Genomic DNA, 19,641 nt, shown 5'->3' with positions numbered 1-19,641 from the left:
CGGTGCGGTCCCGGTCGACACGGGGTCCGAGCTGGTGCGCAGCGGTCCCGAGGTGTCTGATTCGATGGGGCCGTCGATCGTCACCACCGCCCGAATGGGAGCAAGACCCTGAGTACGTCGTTCGCCGAGGCGTTGTCCGTCGGCCTGCTGATCCTGGTCCTGGTCTGCGCGGTGGTGCGGCCCTGGGGGTGGCCGGAGGCGGTGGTCGCCGTGCCGGCGGCGGGGCTGGTGGTCGCCGTCGGCGCGATCTCGCCGTCGGACGCCCTGGCCGAGGTGCAGCGGCTCGGGCCGGTGGTCGGCTTCCTGGCGGCCGTGCTCGTGCTGGCCCAGCTCTGCGACGACGAGGGCCTGTTCCACGCCTGCGGGGCCTGGATGGCCCGCACCGCCGCCGGGCGGCCGCGCCGGCTGCTGGCGCAGGTGTTCGTGGTCGCCTCGGTGATCACGGCCGTGCTCAGCCTGGATGCCACCGTGGTGCTGCTCACCCCGGTGGTGTTCGCCACCGCGGCGCGGCTCGGCGCCCGGCCCAAGCCGCACGTCTACGCCTGCACGCACCTGTCGAACACAGCCTCGCTCCTGCTGCCGGTCTCCAACCTGACCAACCTGCTGGCCTTCGCCGCCAGCGGGCTGAGCTTCACCCGCTTCGCCGCCCTGATGACGCTGCCGTGGCTGGCGGCCATCGCCGTCGAGTACGCGGTGCTGCGCCGGTTCTTCGCCGCCGACCTGGACGCGGGCGCCCCGGCCCCGGCCGACCTCGCGCCGCCGGAGATGCCGCTGTTCGCCCTCGCCACCGTCATCGGCACGCTGGGCGGGTTCATCCTCACCTCCGTGCTCGGGCTCGACCCGGCGTGGGCGGCCCTGGCCGGTGCCCTCGTGCTCGCCGTCCGCGCGCTGGTCCGGCGGCGCACCACCCCGGTCGCGGTCGTGCGCTCGGCCGCGGTGCCGTTCCTGGCCTTCGTGCTGGCGCTCGGCGTCGTGGTGCGGGCCGTGGTCGACAACGGGCTCGCCTCCGCGCTCGGGCACCTCGTCCCGCAGGGCACCGCGCTGCCCGCGCTGCTCGGCACGGCGGCGCTGGCGGCGGTCCTGGCGAACGTCATCAACAACCTGCCCGCCACCCTCGTCCTGTTGCCGCTGGCGGCCCCGGCAGGGCCCGGCGCGGTGCTGGCCGTGCTGCTCGGGGTGAACATCGGCCCCAACCTCACCTACGCCGGGTCCCTCGCCACGCTGCTGTGGCGGCGCATCGTCCGCGAGCACGACACCGACATCGGCCTGGGCGAGTTCACCCGGCTCGGGCTGCTCGTCGTACCCGCTGCGCTGCTGCTGGCCGTGGTGGCACTGTGGGGGTCGTTGCAGACCATCGGAGGCGCACGGATTTGATTGATCATCCTCAGTAATCCTATGGTGACCGTGTGGAATGTCTCCGGCAGCCGAAGGCCGCGGACCGCTTGGGTGTTCACCTGGTGATGCTTCGGTTGTGGCGGATTCGGGGAAGAGCCCGGTGACGGCGGTTCGGGTGACGCATGAGGACAGGCCGGCCCGGTTCGGTGTCGGCTGGCTCAAGCGCCTGTTCGCCGGCCACGGCGCCACTTTGGAGGTGCTGCACCCGAAGAAGACCGGCGGACGGCAGGAGCTCCTGGAGGACTTCGTCTCTCTGGTCTCTGCGTTCGCGGACCGGTTGTACGGGATGCGGTCGGCTGATGCACGGCGCAGGCTGCCGGCGGAGTCCGGGCCGTGCCCGCAGCCGCAGGACGCCGGGTGAGCCGGAAGCTGCCGCTCGCCGAGGGCGAGACCTCGCGCACCGCGTGCGCCCGCACCGTGATCCGCCTGGGCGTAGAGGAGAAGACCGGCGAGATCATCCCGCTTCCCACGCTGGCGGAGCGGATCGGCTGGTGCCTGGACCTGGTGTCCGGCATGGCCGGCAAGTTGATTGCCGGGCACTGGAACACTCCGGACGTGGGCACCTTGGCTTCCGGACAGGACGCCGGCGGCCGCGTGCTCCCGTCGAACGCCTGGATGGCGCTGCGCCGTCTCGGATGGACTGTGACCTCGCCGGCGAAGGTCAACGACCGGATCGTGCGCATGGCCCAGGAGCAGGCGGGGCGGGCCCTGCGCTCGGTGAAGTGGCGCGCTGATGTGGTCGCCGGGATCCTGGTCACCTGGCCGGTCGATCCGGAGAAGCGCACCGACGAGGAGTGGGGGCAGGTCCGAGTTGCGATACCGGGTGGGGAGTTCCTGCCATCCGGCGTGATCCGTTCCCGAACACGCCAGATCACCGCCTTTGAGCGGAAGAACGGACGTCTTCCGACCGATGTATTCGATCTGGAGCCGACACCCCGCGTGGCGCGGATGCTGCTGCTCGCGGCGTGCGACGGCCAGCAGGCCGCCATCGAACGCTCCCCGGCCGAGCCGACGAAGGCGCTGCTGCGGTTGCAGCTCCCCACGCGGCCGGACCCGCAGGCGTACAGGGACTGGTCGTGGGTGGCGTGCCCGATCACGCTGCCGCCCACGGTCCCGGCGAACGCCGTACTTCACCTGCCCACCTTGCGTCTTGTCGGTGGGAAGGTCCGGGCTGATCTCGCTTACAGCCGCCCCGTACCCAGGACCCGGCGGACCGGCCATACGGTGGCGCTCGGTGTGGACTGGGGCCTGAACACCCTGCTCAGCGCGGGCGCGGCCCGGCTTCACGCCGATGGGACGATCACCGCTCTCGGAGCGGGCGCGCAGTTCCGGGCCGCCGGTGTCCTGGCCAAGCAGGACCGATTGCGGCGGATCTCCGAGCGGCTGCACACCAAGAGCGAGCAGTACGCCCGGTTCGCCGACCCCGCATTGGAGTGGAAGACAGCCGTTTTGACGCAGGAGATCCGGCGCGTCTCGGCACGCCGCTCCAGTCTCAACGACGCCCTGGCCTGGTCAGCCGCCCGCTGGACCGTGGACCAGGCCATCGCCGCCGGGGCGGGGGTGATCTATGTGGAAGACCTGCGGTCGATGGAAGCAGGCGGCATGGGCCGCACCCACAACACCCGCCTCTCCCAGACCGTACGCGGCAAGATCGCCGACCGCATCCGCCACCTCGCGGCCGAAACCGGGATCGCCGTCGTCACCGTGCCACCACGCAACACCTCCAGGCACTGCCCGCACTGCCTCACCCCGCTGCGGCACCGCAAAGCCCCTGACCGGCCCACCACTTCCGGCTGGAAGTGGGCGATCTGCCCCAACCCGCAATGCCGATGGCAGGGTGACCGCGACCAGGGTGCCTGGCAGCGGATCGCCGCGCGCGGCCTCGCCCACCAGTCCAGGACCGTCACCGACCGTGCCACCGGCGCCATGACGATCCGCGCCGTCGTGGATGCGATGGAGACCAAGGCCGTCATCACGGCCACCCCCAGGACCAGCCGGACGGACCGGTCGAAGACCGGTCCCACCCGGCCGCGAACCAACCGCCTCACGCCCAGGCGACGTGAGGTTCCCTCCCCGGGCCGGGCGGAACGCCCTGTGAGCGCACCGAAAGTGGGGAGACGCCCCCCACACAAGCACCAAGCGCCACCCCCCGCCCCACGCCCCGGCGTGGTGTGGTGCCGACCCCGCCCCGCCCTCCCGGCGGGCCCGGCCAGCGTCCGGAGGGACACGCACCAACGGACCGGACCCGGCTGCCCCGCGCAGCCCACCGGCACCAGGACGTGACCACGATCAGCACACCCACCACCCGGCACAAGCCGCGAGGGGCGGCACAAGGCGCGGGTTTCCACCTGCACGCCCACGCCACCCCTCCACGATGGGAAACGATCCAACCGATCCCGCAACCGCTGGATCACACGATCACTCAGCTGATCTGAGACGCTGACACCGTGACCGTCGTCGTCTGGATCACCGACGGCACCTGGCCCGCCTGCGTCGACGCCGCCCGGACGCACGCGCCGCGGGACGCCGGGATCGTCCTGCTCCACGTCAGCGGCCGGGAGGTGCCCGGCGCCGCGCACGGCGCCTTCGCCGGGCTGCTCGGGCGCGGGCACCCCGAGCGTGATCCCGGCACCCGGCTGGAGGGTCTGGCAGCCGCCTCGGGGCGGCACCTCCTCGACGCGGCGGCCGAGCGGCTGGGGCGGCCCTGCACCCCGGTGGAGCGCAGCGGCCGCACCGAGCGCGAGGTCGTCGCCGCGGCGGAGGGGGCCGAGCTGCTCGTCCTCGCCCGGGACGGTGACCGCACGCGCCTCGGACCCCACAGCCTCGGGCCGGCCACCCGCTTCGTCGTCGACCACGCCCCCTGTCCCGTCCTGCTGGTCTGGCCGGAGCCGGCCCCGGGCGCCGACACCCTCCCTCCCCCGCCCCACCACTAACCCTGGCTGCCCGCCGGGCCGGGGAAGGCGAGCCGGCAGCGGCTGCCGGCCGGAAGGTGGAGCCGGAAGCGCCGGGGGTCTCCGGGAACCGGGACGAGTGCGGCGTCGCGACCCTCCTGATCGGCCGCCACCGGACGGCCCGTCCGCTCGGGCAGGTACAGGTCGACCGTCGCGTCCCGGACGGCGTGCAGCTCGGCGCCGGTCAGCGCGCCCCGGCGCCAGCTCAGGCCGGCCGTGATGCCGCCCCGCGCGCGCAGGCCGTGGACGTCGCCGTCCGGCCAGGACGGCGGCAGGGCGGGCAGCAGCCGCACGATGCCGTTGTGGCTCTGCAGGAGCGTCTCGGCGATGGCGGCGGTGATGCCGAAGTTGCCGTCGATCTGGAACAGCTGCGGCGGGTGCAGGTCGAAGAGGTTGGCCGCGACGGAGGTCGCGAGCAGGCGGTCGACGGCGTGGCCGGCCAGGGGGCCGTCGCCGAGGCGGGCGGCCAGCGCGGCCACCCAGGCGAGGCTCCAGCCGGTGCCGCCTCCGCCGTGTTCCAGCCGGCGGTCCAGGGCGCGGCGCGTCGCGTCCACCAGGGAGGCGTCGGCGAGCGGGTCGACGGCACTGCCCGGGTAGAGGCCGTACAGGTGGGAGAGGTGACGGTGCCCCGGGTCCTCGTCGGGGAGGTCGTCCCGCCATTCCAGGAGGCGGCCGTCGGCGGCGATGGACGGGGGCCGCAGGCGGGCGCGGGTCCGGGCCAGTTCTTCCGCCAGGTCGTGGTCGACGCCGAGTTCGCGGGCGGCGGCGACGGTGTTGTCGAGCAGTTCGGCGGCGAGCCAGTGGTCCATCGTGGAGCCGGCGGAGACGGCGGCCAGGGTGCCGTCGGCGAGCCGGAAGCTGTGCTCGGGCGACGTGGACGGGCTGGTCACCAGCGTGCCGTCCACGTCCTCGACGAGGAGGTGGGTGAGGAAGCGCGCGGCCTCCCGCATGACGGGGTAGGCGCGGTCGGCGAGGAAGGCGCGGTCCCCGTGGAAGAGGTGGTGGTCCCACAGGTGGGCGGCCAGCCACGGCCCGGCCATGGGCCAGTGGAACCACATCGGCTCCCCCAGCACGGGGTTGGTGGCGCGCCAGATGTCGACGTTGTGGTGGCAGCACCAGCCCGGCGCGTCGTAGTACGCCCGCGCGGTGGAGCGCCCGGACTCGGCGAGGTCCGTGACGAGGTCGAACAGCGGCTCGTGGCACTCGGACAGACCCGTCGTCTCGGCGGGCCAGTAGTTCATCTGGAGGTTGATGTTCGACGTCCAGTCGCAGTTCCACGGCGGCGTGACGAAGGTGTTCCAGATGCCCTGGAGGTTGGCGGGCTGGGTCCCGGGCCGGGAGGAGGCGATGAGCAGGTAGCGGCCGTAGGCGAACAGCTGGGCGGCGAGGCCCGGGTCGGCGGTGCCCGCGTTGGCGGCGGCGAGGCGCTCGTCGGTCGGCAGCTCCGCCGCCGGCCCCGCGCCGGGGAGCCGGAGGGAGGCCGCGGCGAAGAGCCGCCGATGGTCGGCCACGTGGGCGGCGCGCAGCGTGTGGAAGTCCTGTCCCCCGGCGTCGTCGAGCCACTTGCGGGCCTCGGCGAGTGCCGCCTCGGGGCCGTCGGGCCGCTGCCGCCAGTCGTGGTACCCGGTGCCGACGGAGATCAGGAGCACGGCCTCGTCGGCACCGGTGACCTCGATCCCGCCGTCCGCGGTGCGGGCGGTTCCGTTCACCGTCCGCACGCGTATCTCGGCGGCGAATCCGGTGCCCTCGTCGTCCCGGTAGACGGTGTCCGTGCGGCCGAGCCAGCTCGCGACGCTCGCCGGGGCTCGCCCGTGGACCGACAGGGCCACCGCATCGGCGGAGGTGGCCGTGGCCGGGTGGGGCGTCGTCAGGCTCGTACGGAAGGTCAGGGCGCCGGGGGCGTCCGCGCTGAGGCGGACGGCCAGGACGCCCGCCGGGGCGGAGACGAAGCTCTCCCGCCGGTACCGGACTCCTCCTGCCGTGAACGACACGGTGTGCACGGCCTCGTCGAGGTCCAGGGCTCGCCGGTAGTCGGCCGCGTCGTCCTCGCCGTCCTCGCCGTCCTCGCCGTCCTCGCCGAGCGACGGGAAGGTCAGCAGGAGGGTGCCCAGCGGCTGGTAGGCCTCGGTGTCGGGACCCTGGAAGTGGGCGGTGGCGATCGCGTGGGCGCCGGCGTGGTCGCGGTCGCGCACCGCCTCCCGCAGGGCGGGCAGGTGGTCGGCGGCGCCGGCCCGGTCGCGGGGGCCGGGGCCGCCGGACCACAGGGTGTCCGCGTTGAGCTCGATCCGCTCGGTGCGCACGCCTCCGTAAGTCATGGCGCCGAGGCGGCCGTTGCCGAGCGGCAGCGCCTCCAGGAGGCCGTCGGCGGGGCGCCGGTACCAGAGCGGATCCGTGACGGGGTGCTGCGTGTCCGTGGGCACGGTGTCCATCAGCGCGGGGTCCATCAGCGCGGGGTCCATCGGCGCGGGGTCCATCGGCGCGGCGTCCTTCCGGTCGTGGGCGGGGCGGGGTCCGTCGTCCGGGTGGACGGGCCGGAAGAAGGTGTTCAGGGGACGGTAGCGACGGCTCTGCGGCGGCCGGTGTCCGGACGGGCCGGTGGGCATCTCAGGACTCCTCGGTGACGGGCGGCCGCTCGTGGTTGAGCCGGCCGGAGGCGAAGCCGTCGATCACGACCGGCGCCGCACCGAAGCCGGCGGCGGCCAGCACGTCGGCCAGGGAGGTCAACCGCGCTGCGGCGGGGACCACTTCGGCGTCGAGTTCGACCCGGACGGTGTCGCCGAGGTCGCGCACGCGCAGTTGCCCGGAGCGCAGTCCGGCGTCGGCGAGCGCCTCGCGCACCGCCCGTTCGGCGCGGTCGACGCGGGCCAGGCGGTGGCCGGTGACGGGGATGCCGTAGCGGATGCGGCTGGCCAGGCAGGGGGTGGCCGGCTTGTCCCAGGTCGGGAGGGACCACAGGCGGCTGACGGCGCGTACGTCCGCCTTGCCGAGGCCGGCGTCCAGCAGGGGCGTGCGGATCCCGCGCTCCCGCCCGGCTCGGATGCCGGGCCGGAAGGGGTCGGCCGCGTCGTCGGCGTTGGTGCCGGTGGCGACCTGGTCGAAGCCGTGTTCGCGGGCGACGGCGGCGATGACGTCGAGCACCTCGGACTTGCAGAAGTAGCAGCGGTCCTGCCCGTTGGCGCGGTAGCCGGGGCGGTTCAGCTCCTCGGTGCGGGGAGACAGGTGTGTCACGCCGAGGGTGTCGGCCAGCGCTCGGGCCGCGGCGAGCTCGCCGGAGGCGAGGCTCTCCGAAACGGCCGTCACGGCGAGCACGCCGCCCCGCCCCAGCGCGCGGGCGGCGGCCGCGAGGACGAGGGCGGAGTCGACGCCGCCGGAGTACGCGACGGCGACGGGCCCCGCTTCGCGCACCGCCGACAGCAGCGCGGCGGCCTTCTCCTCGACGGCGTCACCGCCCCTGGATTCACTGGTCACGGCGTTCCGTCCTCCTGCGTCCATCGATCCGGGTGGTCCTGCTCGGCCAGCCGCCGCGCCCGGTCGGCGACGGTGCGCAGCGGGAGGCCGGTTCGCCGCGCGGCGGCCGCGGCGTCGTCGTACTCCGCCTTGGCCCCGTACGGGCCCTGTTTGACCCGGACGGGCATGCCGTCGACCTCGACGGTGCCGGTCCGCCGGGGGGCCGCGACGCGGGTCTGGACGGTCTGGCGGACACCGAGCGTTCCCGTCTCGGCGAGCACCAGCTCCCGGAGGTGCGCGGCGGTCTCGGGCCGGGCGAGGACGTGGAGCACGTGCGCCGGGCGGCCCTTCTTCATCACGGCCGTCGTCGTCCACGCGTCGAGCGCGCCCTCGGCCAGGGCCCGCGCGATGGTGTGGGCGAGGGTCTCGCCCGTGACGTCGTCGAGGTTGGTCTCCAGGGTCACCACGGTCTCGACCGCCTCGGCGGCGCCGCCCGCCCCGACCGCGCCTGCCGGTTCCGCGCCGGACGGGGGCAGCGGGCGGCCCAGCGTGACGGCGACGACGTTCGGCCGGTCGGCGAGGACGCGGGTGCCGGCGCCGTAGCCGGTCGCCACCGGCGTCATCGTGGGCGGCGGGCCGTAGCGGGCGCCGGCGGCGCGGAGCAGGGCGGCCCCGGTCGGTGTGACGGTCTCCCCGCGCAGGTCGGTGCCGGTCACCACCGCGCCGGACAGCAGTTCCAGCGTGGCGGGGGCCGGGCAGGGCAGCAGTCCGTGCGCCGCGTGGACGCTGCCGACGCCGAGCGGGAGCGGCGCGCAGACCACCTCCGTCACGCCCAGGGCGTGGAGGGCCGCGGCGACGCCGACGAGGTCCACGAGGGCGTCGTGGCCGCCGAGTTCGTGCAGGTGGACCTCGCCGGGATCGGTGCCGTGCAGGCGGCCCTCGGCGCGGGCGATCGCGGTGAGCGCCGCGGTGGCGAGCGCGGCCACCGGCTCGGGCCGCGCGGCGGCGGCCAGCTCCAGCAGTTCGGCGGCGCGCCGCTCGGTGGCGGTGTCCGTCACCCGCACCCGGGCGCTGGTGGCGGTGAGCCCGTGCACGGTGACCCGTTCGGCGTGGAGCTCCCAGCCCGTGAGGCCGGTGGCGGCGATCGAGGCCCGCACCTGCTCCAGCGGTGCCCCGGCGTCGAGCAGGGCGCCGAGGAGCATGTCGCCGGCGAGGCCGGTGAACGGGTTGATCCAGCAGATCACGCGCGCCTGCTCCCCGCCCAGGCGAGCCGGTGCGCGGCCATCGCCGCGCCGAAGCCCGAGTCGATGTTGACCACGGTGATGCCGGCGGCGCAGGAGGCGTTCATGGCCAGCAGGGCCGTGACACCGGCGAGGGACGCGCCGTAGCCCGTGGAGACGGGCACGGCGATCACCGGGCAGCCGACGAGGCCGCCCACGACGCTCGCGAGGGCGCCCTCCATGCCGGCCACCACGACGACCGCGTCGCTCGCCCGCAGCTGCTCCTGGACGCGGAGCACGCGCTGGAGGCCCGCGACGCCCACGTCCTGCACGGTGGTGACGGCCAGTCCGACGGCTTCGGCCACGGCGGCGGCCTCCGCGGCCACCGGCCAGTCGGAGGTCCCGGCGGAGACGACGGTCAGCGCGAAGCCGTTCGTCCCGGCCGGGCGCCAGACCAGCAGGCCGGCCGTGGCGTCGTACGAACCCGCGGGCAGGTGGTCGAGGACCTCCCCGGCGGTCCCGGGGTCCACCCGGGTGACGAGGACCGGGCCGGAGTTGTCGCGCAGCAGTTCGGCGACGATCGCGCGGATCTGGCCGGGCGTCTTGCCGGGCCCGTAGACGACCTCGGGCAGTCCCTGGCGCTGTTCGCGGCCGATGTCCACCTGGGCGAAGCCGAGGTCGTGGACGCGGGTGGGGTGCATGCGGCTCTGCTCCTCGGGGGGTGCTGTGGTCAGGAAGAGTGCCGGCGGGCGAGCTCGGCGCCGGTTTCCCGGAGCAGGCGTCGCGTCTCGGCCATCGCGGTCGCGGGGCTGCCGGCCCAGTCGGCGAGGGAGTGGGCCGATGTGATGCCGTGGGCGGCGAGCTCGGCGGGCGACACCTCCACGCGTCCGGCGACGGCGGTGACCGGGACGCCGGCCCGGCGGGCCCGGTCGGCCACGCCGATCGGCGCCTTGCCGCGCAGGCTCTGCGCGTCGAGGCAGCCCTCGCCCACCACGACGAGGCTCGCCGAGGCCAGCGCGGCGTCCAGGCCGAGCTCGGACAGCAGCACGTCGACGCCCGGGCGCCGGCTCGCGCCGAGGACCAGCGCCGCGAACCCGGCGCCGCCGGCCGCCCCGGCTCCCGGCCGGTCGGACGGGTCCGTTCCCAGTCGCGCCGCGACGAGCCGTGCGAAGCGGGCGAGCCCGGCTTCGAGTACCGCGACCTGGCCCGGGTCGGCCCCCTTCTGCGGGGCGAAGACGGCGGCCGCGCCGTCGGCGCCGAGCAGCGGGTTGTCGACGTCGGAGGCCAGGACGAGCCGGACGCCGCGGAGTCGGGGGTCCAGGCCGGAGAGGTCGACCCGGTGCGCGTGGGCCAGGGCCGCGCCGCCGGGCGGGAGTTCGGCGCCGCGGGCGTCGACGACGCGCGCGCCCAGGGCCTGGAGCAGACCTGCGCCGCCATCGGTGGTGGCGCTGCCGCCCACGGCGAGGACGATCTCCCGGCAGCCCAGGTCCAGTGCGGCGCGCAGCAGTTCGCCCGTGCCGTAGGTGGACGCGGTCAGCGGAGCGTGCCCGTCCTCGGGCAGCAGGTGCAGGCCGGAGGCCTGGGCCAGTTCGACGACCGCCCGGTCGCCGCGGACGGCCAGGTGGGCGTCGACCGGCTCGCCCGTCGGGCCGCTCACCCGGACCGGCACCGCGTCGAAGCCGGCCGCGAGGAACGCCTCCGCCGTCCCCTCGCCCCCGTCGGCGACCGGTGCCTCGCGGACGCTCAGCTCCGGTGCCGCCTGCCGGATCCCCTCGGCGAGCCAGCGGCACGCCTGCACGGCGGTGGCCGAGCCGCGGAACTTGTCCAGGCACAGCAGGACCTGTCCTCGCGTCATGGCGCCGACGCTCCGCCGCTGCGCAGGTACGGGATCGTCATGGGCCCTTCCGGCAGGACGCACGCGCGGGCGCCCGCGCCGGCGGCGGCGAGTGCCTCGGCGACCGTCGCGGAGATGTCGGCGGTCTGTTCCAGGTGGGCGGTCGCGAGGTCGGCGTCGCTGAGGTGGGAGGTGTGCATCACCACCCGGCAGGAGGACTGGATCCGGGCCTGGACCTGCACCTGCCACTGGTCGGGCACGGTCCGCGGCCTGGACCCGATGTCCGCGAGCAGGGCCTGCGGGGAGGGGGCCGAGGCGAGCACCTCCCGGTAGGAGCCGTGGTCGGGGAAGCCGTCGCGGCACTCGGCCGCGCAGACGATGAGGCCGCCGGGCCTGACCACCGTGTGGGCGGCCGACATGCCCTTGACGGACTGGTACAGGTTCTGGTCGAGCGGGTGTCCCGCGTTGGTGGTGACCACGACGTCGAAGAGGTGGTCGACCGGGCGCATCGCGATGCGGCGGGCGGCGGCGGTGGCCGCGGCGTGCATGGGCAGCAGGTCGCCGCCGAAGGCCTCGACGATGCGGTGGTCGCGGTTGAGGACGACGTCGAGCGCGAAGTCGACGCCGGTGCCCGCCGCGATGGCGCGGACGTCGTCGTGGACGGGGTTGCCGTGGGTGACGCCCCAGGTCGCGCGGGGGTCGCCGATGCGCTTGGCGTCGTGCAGGACCAGCACGGTCTCCAGGCCCGCGAGGCCCGGGGCGACCAGTTTGGGGCCGCCGGAGAAGCCGGCGAAGAAGTGCGGCTCGACGAAACCGGTGGTGATCCGGACGTCGGCCTCCACCCACTCGCGGTTCAGCCGGACCGGGACGTCGTCGCCCCAGCGGCCCATCCATGCGAGCGCCGCGTCGTCGCGGGCGTCGTGGTTGACGATCCGGATCCGGTCGGCCACCTCGTCGCCGAACATCCGCCGCAGCTCGTGCGGGTCGTTGCCGCGGTGGGTGCCGGTGGCCACCAGGATCACCACGTCCTCGGGCCGGACGATCCCGTCGAGTTCGGCCAGGACGGCCGGGATCATCAGGTGGCGCGGCTGGGGCCTGGTGCCGTCGCAGGCGGAGATGGCGACCGTCTGGCCGGGCCTGACCCGCTCGCGCAGCGGCGGGCCGGTGACCGGTCGGCGCAGCGCGGCGCGGAGCGCGGCCGTCTCGTCGGCGGCGCCGGGGTGGTGCAGCGGCTCCACGACGGTGGTGACGGCCGGGTCGACGTCGATGTCGAGCCCGGTCTCACCGTAGGCGAGTCGGACCTTCATGCCGGCGGCTCCCCGTCGCCGGGCCGCGCCGGTCCGTCCAGCCCGTAGATCCGGGCCGCCGTGCCGCCGAAGACCTGCGCACGCTCTTGCGCTTCCAGGCCTTCCGTCAACTCGTCGGCGGTGTGGACGACTTGTTCGTAGGAGGCGGCCACCAGGCAGACCGGCCAGTCCGAGCCGAACATGACCCGCTCGGGTCCGAAGGCGTCGAGGGCGGTCTCCGCGTAGGGACGCAGGTCGGCGACGGTCCAGCCGGCCGGGTCGGCCTCCGTCACCAGGCCGGAGAGCTTGCAGGAGACGTTGGGTTCACGCGCCAGTTCGCGCAGGCGGCCGGCCCAGGGTTCCAGGTCTCCGCGCGCGATCGGCGGTTTGGCGAGGTGGTCGAGGACGAACGGCTGCTCCGGCAGGGCGCGCACCGTGTCGATGGCGGCGGGCAGTTGGTGGGCCCGGACGAGCAGGTCGTAGCAGAGCCCGGCGTCGCCGACCGCGCGCAGTCCGCGCCGGACGTCGGGGCGGGCGAGCCAGGCCGGGTCGGGTTCGCCCTGGACCAGGTGCCGGATGCCGACGAGCCGGTCGCCGCCCGGCCCTCGCCGCAGTTCGGCGAGGGTGTCGGCGATCCCGGGCGCGGTGAGGTCGGCCCAGCCGACGACGCCCGCGATCAGCGGTTCGGCGGCGGCCAGGGCGAGGAACTCCCGGGTCTCCGCGGCGTCCGGCAGGACCTGCACCAGCACGGTGCGGTCGATGCCGGTCGCCCGGGCCCGGGGGGCCAGGTCGGCCGGCCCGAAGTCGCGCCGGATGGAGGCCAGCTCCGGCGCGTCGAGCCAGGAGTGCAGGCGCCGGCCCGACTCCCATATGTGGTGGTGCGCGTCGACTCTCACGCGCATCGCTCCTCGGTCGGTGGTTGACGGTCGGTCAGGTGCGGAGGGGGTCCGGCTGCGGTCTCGTCGCCGCCGGGATCTCCTCCCCCTCGGCCAGGTGCTCGCGCAGCCAGCGTTCGGTGGTGTTGACGTGCATCAGGGCGGCGGCCTGGGCGAGGTTCGGGTCGCGGGCGACGAGGGCGTCGAGGATCGCCTCGTGCTCGGCGATGGTCCGCCCGGCCGCGTCGGCGTCGGCCAGCCCGCGCCAGACCCGGGCCCGCAGCGTGCGCCCGGAGATGTGCTCCAGCAGGGTGGCCAGGGTCTCGTTCCCGGTGGCCCGGATCACCGCCCGGTGGAAGGCGGCGTCGTGCCGGGTCAGCAGCTCGACGTCGCCCCGTGCGTCCCGCATGGCCGCCAGGTGACGCTCCACCTCGGCGAGGTCCTCGTCGGTGATGCGGGTGGCGGCCAGCGCGGTGGCGACGGGCTCGAAGAGCCTGCGCACCTCGGTGAGTTCGAGGACGGTGTCCCCCTGGAGCAGCTCCACCGCGCCGCCGAGCCCTTCCAGCAGCAGACCGGGCGCCAGGCTGGTCACGTAGGTGCCGTCGCCGCGCCTGATCTCCAGGACCCGGGCGACGATAAGCGACTTGACCGCCTCGCGCATCAGGTTCCGGGACAGGCCGAGCTCGGCCGCGAGCTGCTGCTCCGGGGGTAGCTTCGAACCCGGGGCCAGCTCGCCCTCCTGGATCATCCGACGGATGCGGGCGATGGCTTTGTCAGTCAGGGACACGGCGTCAACGTATCAGGTGATCCCATGTCTCGGAAGAGATCCAACGCCTTCCCTTCGTTGAACTCGGCATACTGCCTGGCACTATGCCGCCCGTCGGCCCTTCCCCTGACCATCTCGGATGGCCATTCACCCGAGATACATCCCATGTATCGACTCGAAGGAGGAGCCGCTCGTGGTAGCTCACAATTCGGCGTAGGCCGTTGCCTGGATGCCGTAGAGCTCGGCGTAGCGCCCCTGCCGGGCCAGGAGTTCCTGGTGCGAGCCGATCTCTTCGAGGCGTCCCCGGTCGAGTACCAGGATGAGGTCCGCGCCGGTGACGGTCGAGAACCGGTGCGAGACGATGACCGTGATCGCCCCGGTGCGTGCGGCGAGCTCCCGGGCCCGGGCCATCTGACGCTGGAAGATCTCCTGTTCGCTGGGGGCGTCCAGGGAGGCCGTGGGCTCGTCCAGGACGAACAGCAGCGGCTCGCGGCGCATGGTCGCCCGCGCCAGGGCGGTCTTCTGCCACTGCCCCTCGGAGAGGTCCACGCCGCCGAGGGCCCGGCCGAGCAGGGTGTTCACGCCCTGGGGCAGCCGGCTGACGAAGGCGGCGGCCTCCGCCTCGTGAAGCGCCTCGGCGACGCGCTTGTGGTCGTCCAGGTGCGGGAGGTCGCCCAGGCCGACGGTCTCGGAGAACACGGTGCGGTAGCGGCCGAAGTCCTGGAACGCCGCGCTGGTGCGGGCGTGCCAGCCCGCGCCGTCGTACGAGGCGAGGTCCACCCCGTCGACCGTGATGCGGCCCGAGTCCGGCCGGTAGAACCGGTTGAGCAGCTTGACCAGGGTGGTCTTGCCGGAGCCGTACTCGCCGACGACGGCGACGACCGTCCCGGCCGGGATGGTGAGGCTCACGTCCTCCAGGGCGAACCGGTCGGTCCCGGGGTACCGGTAGCTGACCCGGTCGAGGACGATGCCCTCGGTGAGCCGGGGCGGGGTCGCGAGGTCGCCGGAGCCGTGCGTGCGCCGGTCGGCGACGAAGCGGCGCAGCCACAGGTAGGGGTCGACGAAGCGCTGGGCGGCCACGGAGTCGGTCGTGCGGCCGACGGCGGCCTCGACCGAGCCCCTCAGGGTGGAGGCGACGGTGATGGCGAGGACGACGTCGCCGGGTGAGCCGTGTCCGCGGGCGGTGCGGTGGATGACGACGGCCAGGGCGGCCACGAAGGCGGCCGTGAAGAGCGTCCAGCCGCCCACCCGCCAGGCGGCGGCGTGGAGTTGCGCCCGGAACCGGTGGCCGGCGGCCTCCTCCCAGAGGGCGGCCTGACGGCGGGCCAGCTCGCCGCCGGCCCCCGCGACCCGGATCTCCTTGGCGGCCGCCGCCTCCGACGCGGTGTCGAACAGGTGCTTCTGGAGCCGGACCGCCTCCGCCGTCTCGGTCTCGGCCCGGCTGACGCGGCGCCGGCCCCGGCGGTCGAACCAGAGCGGGGCGGCGGCGAACAGGACCAGGAGCAGCAGCCAGGGGCTCACCGTGCCCAGCAGCACCAGGGAAACGCCGAGTTGGAGCACGCCGAAGACGGCGGTGACCGCCGACCAGAAGCCGTTGACGATGGCCCAGGGAGCGCCGAGGACGATCGTCACCCGGTCCAGGAAGTCGCTGCGCTCGACGTGCTCCAGTCCGTCCAGCAGCGCGATGTCCCGGTGGATCGAGGCCGGCAGGTCCAGCACGGCCACCCGGTCCACCAACTGGCCCTTGACGTTGTAGCCCAGGTCGGTGAGCGCGGCGGTGGCGGCGTAGACGACGGCGGCTCCGACCGCCCCGGCGACGGCGGTGCCGGTGTCGTGGTCGATCGCGCCGTTGATGGCCGCGCGCAGGGTCAGCGCGGTGGCGGCGACCGTCACCAGGGAGAGCGCCTGGGTGAGCAGGACGGCGATCGTCAGCCCCGGCGAGCGGCGGTGGGAGAGGGCGAACAGTTCGCGGGCCAGCCCCGCGTAGTCGCGCGCGGTCGCCCGGAACTCGGCCTGCGGGTCCAGGGTCATGAGGGCTCGCTTTCGTCCGTGCGGTCGTCGTAGCCGAGGCGGAACCGCTCGGCCTGGATGGTGAAGAGACCGGCGTACCGGCCGCCGAGGGCCATGAGTTCGTCGTGGGTGCCGGACTCGGTGATCCGGCCGCCGTCGAGGAGCACGATCCGGTCGGCCTGCCGGACGGTGGACAGCCGGTGGGAGATCAGCACCACACTGGCGCCGCCACGGTGCTCGGCGAGGCGGTGGAAGACGTCGAACTCGGTGCGGACGTCGAGGTGCGCGGTGGGTTCGTCGAGGACCAGAAGGTCGGCGCCGGTGTGCACGGCGTACAGGGCGCGTGCCAGGACGGCTTGCTGCCACTGGCCTCCGGAGAGGTCGACCCCGCCGGTCCGAGTGCGGGCGAGCGGGGTGTCCCAGCCGTCGGGGAGCCGTTCCAGCACCGCGTCGAAGCCGGAGTCCTTCGCGGCGGCGTCCAGGGCGACCCGGTCGACGGGCACGGTGGCGTGGCCGAGCGCGACGTTGTCGGCGGCCGACAGCTGGTACTTGACGAAGTCCTGGAAGACGACCGAGACGTGCTCGCGCCAGCCGGCGGCGCCCAGCTCGGCGATGTCGATCCCGTCGGCCGTGATCCGGCCCCGGGTGGGCCGGTAGAGGCCGGACAGCAGCTTGATCATGGTCGACTTGCCCGCGCCGTTGAGCCCGACCACGGCCAGCAGTTCGCCGGGCCTGATCTCCAGGTCCAGGCCGTCGAGCACGGTGCGCCCGGTGCCCGGGTACGCGAAGGACACGTCCTCGAAGGTGACCAGTGGTGGCGCGGTGCGCCGCTCGGTACGGGGCACGGGGAGGGCGTCCGCACCGACGGCCTGCGGGCCAAGGGCCTCGCGCAGCTCGCGGTAGGCCAGCATGCCCTCCGTCGCGGCGCGGATGTTGCGGACGTCCTCGCTGTAGCCCAGCGACTGCACGAGCGACCAGGAGGCGGTCAGCACCGCGGTGAGGGCCGAGATGCCGACCGCGCCGCGGGCCGCGTCCCGGGTCACCGCGAGGTACACGACGACCAGGGGAACGCCGACCAGCACGAACTGGCTCCACTCGTTGCGCAGCAGTCGGCGGGAGAGCTCCCAGACGGGGTCGAACATCGCCCGCACGTGCCGCTGGATGCGCTCGACCATCCAGTCGCCGAAGCCGAAGACCCGTACCTCCATGCTGGGGCCGACGGCGGTGAGCGCGTCCTGCCAGGCCTCGGCGCGCATGCCGTGCGGGATTCCCTTGCGCCACACCGTCGTGAAGACGTCCGCCTGACGGTTGCGCAGGTACTGGTTGACCGCGCCGGGCACCAGCAGGGCGGGCACCGCCCACCACACGTACTGCGCCAGCACCGCGCAGGCGCCGGCCAGGCCGAGGAGCGAGGCGAGGCGGCGCAGGCGCCCCAGCGCGCCGTCGGCGGGGGTGCGCTCGGTCCAGTTGGCCGGCTGGGCGCGGGCGCGGCGGATCAGCTGCTGCACCTCGGGCGTTTCCAGCGCCTCGATCGTGGGGCTCGCCGTGGTGAGCCGCAGGACCCTGGCCCGGTGGGCCCCGTCGATGCGGAGGGCGGCGAGCTGCCCCAGCGGCGCGGTCAGCGCCTCGATCACGTGCCCGAGCAGCAGGACGGCACCGAAGACCGCGAGCGGGACGAGGGCGGCGTCGAAGAGGTCCGCACCCGGATGGCCCTGCACCCTGGCCACCAGGACCGCGGTGGCCAGGGCGGTGGCGGCCGGGAGGGCCGCCTGGACGACGAGGAGCCCGACCAGTGCGGCCAGGAGCGGCGGCCGCGCGTCACGCAGTGGACGCAGGAGCAGGGCGATGCGGGACGCCCTCGAACGAATGGCACCGTCGAAGCGCTTCGACTCGAACATTCGCCAAATCTGGCAGGAATCCTGACCGTGTGTCAATTCGTATATGAGCTACCGGAATTCCGTTGAATTTATCGAAGCATCGTCGAATAACCGATGAACCGAAGGCGATTACGGCGACCGGGTGACCTTGGGAGAGTTCGAAGCGGTCGGCGGGCCACGGCGCAGTGTCGCGGGTGAGCATCCGGTTACGCGCCGTTCACACCGCGCGGGCCCGTGGGGAAACAAGCGGTTCCTAGCGTGTCCGCTCACACCGCACCCCGGAAAGGCGGGCCATGACCACCACCGAGTCGCGTCCGACGACGACCACACCACCCGACGCCGAGAAGAGCCAGGCGACGAAGGAGACCCTGGAGGACTACACCCTCCGCTTCGCACCCCGCAGCTACCGCCGCTGGACCCCTATGGTCGTGGCGACCACCGCGCTCGGCGGCATCGCCTATATGGCCGACTTCTCCATCGGCGCCGGCATCGGCCTGGCCCACGGCACCGGCAACGCGCTCGTCGCGATCGCGGTGGCCGCAGTGGTCATCTTCGTCACCGGCTTCCCGCTCGCCTACTACGGAGCCCGCTACAACATCGACCTCGACCTGATCACCCGCGGCTCCGGCTTCGGCTACTACGGCTCGGTGCTGACCAGCGTCATCTTCGCGAGCTTCACCTTCATCTTCTTCGCCCTCGAAGGCTCGATCATGGCCCAGGGCCTCAAGCTCGGCCTCGGGCTGCCGCTGTGGCTGGGCTACGCGGTCTCCACGCTGATGGTGATCCCCCTGGTGATCTTCGGCATGAAGGCGCTCAGCAAGCTCCAGGTGTGGACGACGCCGGTCTGGCTGGTGCTGATGATCGCCCCGCTGGTCTACCTGATCGCCGACGACCCCGGTACCGTCGACCGTTTCCTCTCCTACGCCGGCACCGACGGCGAGGGGGGCGTCAACCCCGCCTCCGTCCTGCTCGGCGCCGGTGTCTGCCTGTCCCTGATCGCGCAGATCGGCGAGCAGATCGACTACCTGCGCTTCATGCCGCCCAAGACCGGGGCCAACAAGCGCGGTTGGTGGACCGCCGTGATCATGGCCGGTCCCGGCTGGGTGGTCCTCGGCGCCCTGAAGCAGGCCATCGGCGTCTTCCTCGCCGTCTACATCATCGCCGGGGTCGGTGCCACCGCCGCCCCGGAGCCGATCCGGCAGTTCAAGGGCGCCTTCGACGCGATGATGCCGTCCTGGCTGGTCATCCCGCTCGCGGTGGCCCTCGTCGTGATCAGCCAGATCAAGATCAACGTCACCAACGCCTACTCCGGCTCGCTGGCCTGGACGAACTCCTTCACCCGCGTCACCAGGCACTACCCCGGCCGCATGGTCTTCGTCCTGGTCAACCTCGGCTTCGCGCTCGCCCTGATGGAAGCCGACATGTTCAGCTTCCTCAACAGCATCCTGGGCTTCTACTCGAACTGCGCGATCGCCTGGGTCGTCACCGTCGCCACCGACATCGGCGTCAACAAGTACCTGCTGAAGCTCTCCCCGCTCCAGCCCGAGTTCCGGCGCGGGATGCTGTACGCCGTCAACCCGGTCGGCACGGTGGCCTTCGTCGCCGCCTCGGGCCTGTCGATCGCCATGTACTTCCACGCCCTCGGCGACACCCTCCAGCCGTACTCGCCCGTGGCCGCCGCCGTCATCGCCTTCGCCCTCACCCCGCTGATGGCGATCGTCACCAAGGGCAGGTACTACCTGCGCCGCACCGGCGACGGAATCGACGAGCCCCTGCTCGACGCTGCGGGCAATCCCAGCGCCGTCACCCTCGACTGCCACGTCTGCCACCAGCCCTACGAGCGCCCCGACCTGGCCGCCTGCGCCACCCACGGAGCGGCCGTCTGCTCGCTGTGCCTGAGCACCGACAAGGGCGGCGACCACGTGCTGCCCGCACAGCCGATCGCCGGCTGACCCGAGGACAGCGGCGACCGCCCACCCT

General features: G+C 73.8%; 15 protein-coding genes. 5 read left to right on the top strand and 10 right to left on the bottom strand.

The window, feature by feature from the left end:
• Window positions 1–108 precede the first annotated feature (108 nt).
• From ACFV4F_RS07490 to ACFV4F_RS07475, 4 genes are all read left to right on the top strand, one after another.
• Window positions 109–1,374 carry an SLC13 family permease gene (locus ACFV4F_RS07490; RefSeq protein WP_380500820.1) on the top strand — a complete coding sequence of 422 codons (1,266 nt, stop codon included), beginning with the start codon at window positions 109–111 and terminating at the stop codon, window positions 1,372–1,374.
• A 136-nt stretch (window positions 1,375–1,510) separates the two neighbouring features.
• Complete coding sequence (locus ACFV4F_RS07485) at window positions 1,511–1,756, top strand: hypothetical protein (protein ID WP_380500766.1); 246 nt, start codon at window positions 1,511–1,513, stop codon at window positions 1,754–1,756.
• Window positions 1,753–3,678, top strand: coding sequence for a zinc ribbon domain-containing protein (locus ACFV4F_RS07480; protein ID WP_380500765.1), 1,926 nt, complete (start codon window positions 1,753–1,755; stop codon window positions 3,676–3,678). The genes ACFV4F_RS07485 and ACFV4F_RS07480 overlap by 4 nt, the downstream gene beginning before the upstream one ends.
• A 164-nt stretch (window positions 3,679–3,842) precedes the next feature.
• Complete coding sequence (locus ACFV4F_RS07475; protein ID WP_380500764.1) at window positions 3,843–4,328, top strand: universal stress protein; 486 nt, start codon at window positions 3,843–3,845, stop codon at window positions 4,326–4,328.
• Here the strand turns inward: ACFV4F_RS07475 and ACFV4F_RS07470 are convergent.
• The 10 genes from ACFV4F_RS07470 to ACFV4F_RS07425 form a co-directional block, all read right to left on the bottom strand.
• Window positions 4,325–6,949, bottom strand: a complete 2,625-nt coding sequence (locus ACFV4F_RS07470; protein WP_380500763.1) for a glycoside hydrolase N-terminal domain-containing protein — start codon at window positions 6,947–6,949, stop codon at window positions 4,325–4,327. The genes ACFV4F_RS07475 and ACFV4F_RS07470 overlap by 4 nt on opposite strands.
• Window position 6,950: 1 nt before the next feature.
• Complete coding sequence (gene larE, locus ACFV4F_RS07465) at window positions 6,951–7,814, bottom strand: ATP-dependent sacrificial sulfur transferase LarE (protein ID WP_380500762.1); 864 nt, start codon at window positions 7,812–7,814, stop codon at window positions 6,951–6,953.
• Window positions 7,811–9,037, bottom strand: coding sequence for a nickel pincer cofactor biosynthesis protein LarC (gene larC / locus ACFV4F_RS07460; RefSeq protein ID WP_380500761.1), 1,227 nt, complete (start codon window positions 9,035–9,037; stop codon window positions 7,811–7,813). The genes larE and larC overlap by 4 nt, the downstream gene beginning before the upstream one ends.
• Complete coding sequence (gene larB, locus ACFV4F_RS07455) at window positions 9,034–9,714, bottom strand: nickel pincer cofactor biosynthesis protein LarB (RefSeq protein WP_380500760.1); 681 nt, start codon at window positions 9,712–9,714, stop codon at window positions 9,034–9,036. Before larB ends, larC begins: the two co-directional genes overlap by 4 nt.
• A 29-nt stretch (window positions 9,715–9,743) precedes the next feature.
• A complete protein-coding gene (locus ACFV4F_RS07450) occupies window positions 9,744–10,868 on the bottom strand; it encodes a glycerate kinase (protein ID WP_380500759.1) in 1,125 nt (374 codons plus the stop codon).
• The gene (larA, locus tag ACFV4F_RS07445; RefSeq protein ID WP_380500758.1) at window positions 10,865–12,154 is read right to left on the bottom strand and encodes a nickel-dependent lactate racemase; all 1,290 of its coding nucleotides are present in this window, start codon (window positions 12,152–12,154) and stop codon (window positions 10,865–10,867) included. The genes ACFV4F_RS07450 and larA overlap by 4 nt, the downstream gene beginning before the upstream one ends.
• A complete protein-coding gene (locus tag ACFV4F_RS07440; RefSeq protein WP_380500757.1) occupies window positions 12,151–13,029 on the bottom strand; it encodes an amidohydrolase family protein in 879 nt (292 codons plus the stop codon). The genes larA and ACFV4F_RS07440 overlap by 4 nt, the downstream gene beginning before the upstream one ends.
• 34 nt (window positions 13,030–13,063) lie before the next feature.
• Complete coding sequence (locus ACFV4F_RS07435) at window positions 13,064–13,795, bottom strand: FadR/GntR family transcriptional regulator (RefSeq protein ID WP_380500756.1); 732 nt, start codon at window positions 13,793–13,795, stop codon at window positions 13,064–13,066.
• A gap of 180 nt (window positions 13,796–13,975) precedes the next feature.
• Window positions 13,976–15,805, bottom strand: a complete 1,830-nt coding sequence (locus ACFV4F_RS07430) for an ATP-binding cassette domain-containing protein (RefSeq protein ID WP_380500755.1) — start codon at window positions 15,803–15,805, stop codon at window positions 13,976–13,978.
• Window positions 15,802–17,682, bottom strand: a complete 1,881-nt coding sequence (locus tag ACFV4F_RS07425) for an ABC transporter ATP-binding protein (protein WP_380500754.1) — start codon at window positions 17,680–17,682, stop codon at window positions 15,802–15,804. Before ACFV4F_RS07425 ends, ACFV4F_RS07430 begins: the two co-directional genes overlap by 4 nt.
• Before the next feature lie 272 nt (window positions 17,683–17,954).
• On the opposite strand from ACFV4F_RS07425, the gene ACFV4F_RS07420 reads away from it, so the two are divergent.
• Entirely contained in the window at window positions 17,955–19,613 is a 1,659-nt protein-coding gene (locus ACFV4F_RS07420; RefSeq protein WP_380500753.1) for an allantoin permease, read from the top strand.
• Window positions 19,614–19,641: the final 28 nt, after the last annotated feature.

This window comes from Kitasatospora sp. NPDC059722 (genome assembly GCF_042733235.1).
GTDB lineage: Bacteria > Actinomycetota > Actinomycetes > Streptomycetales > Streptomycetaceae > Kitasatospora.
This window is presented reverse-complemented; position numbering and strand designations above follow the sequence as displayed.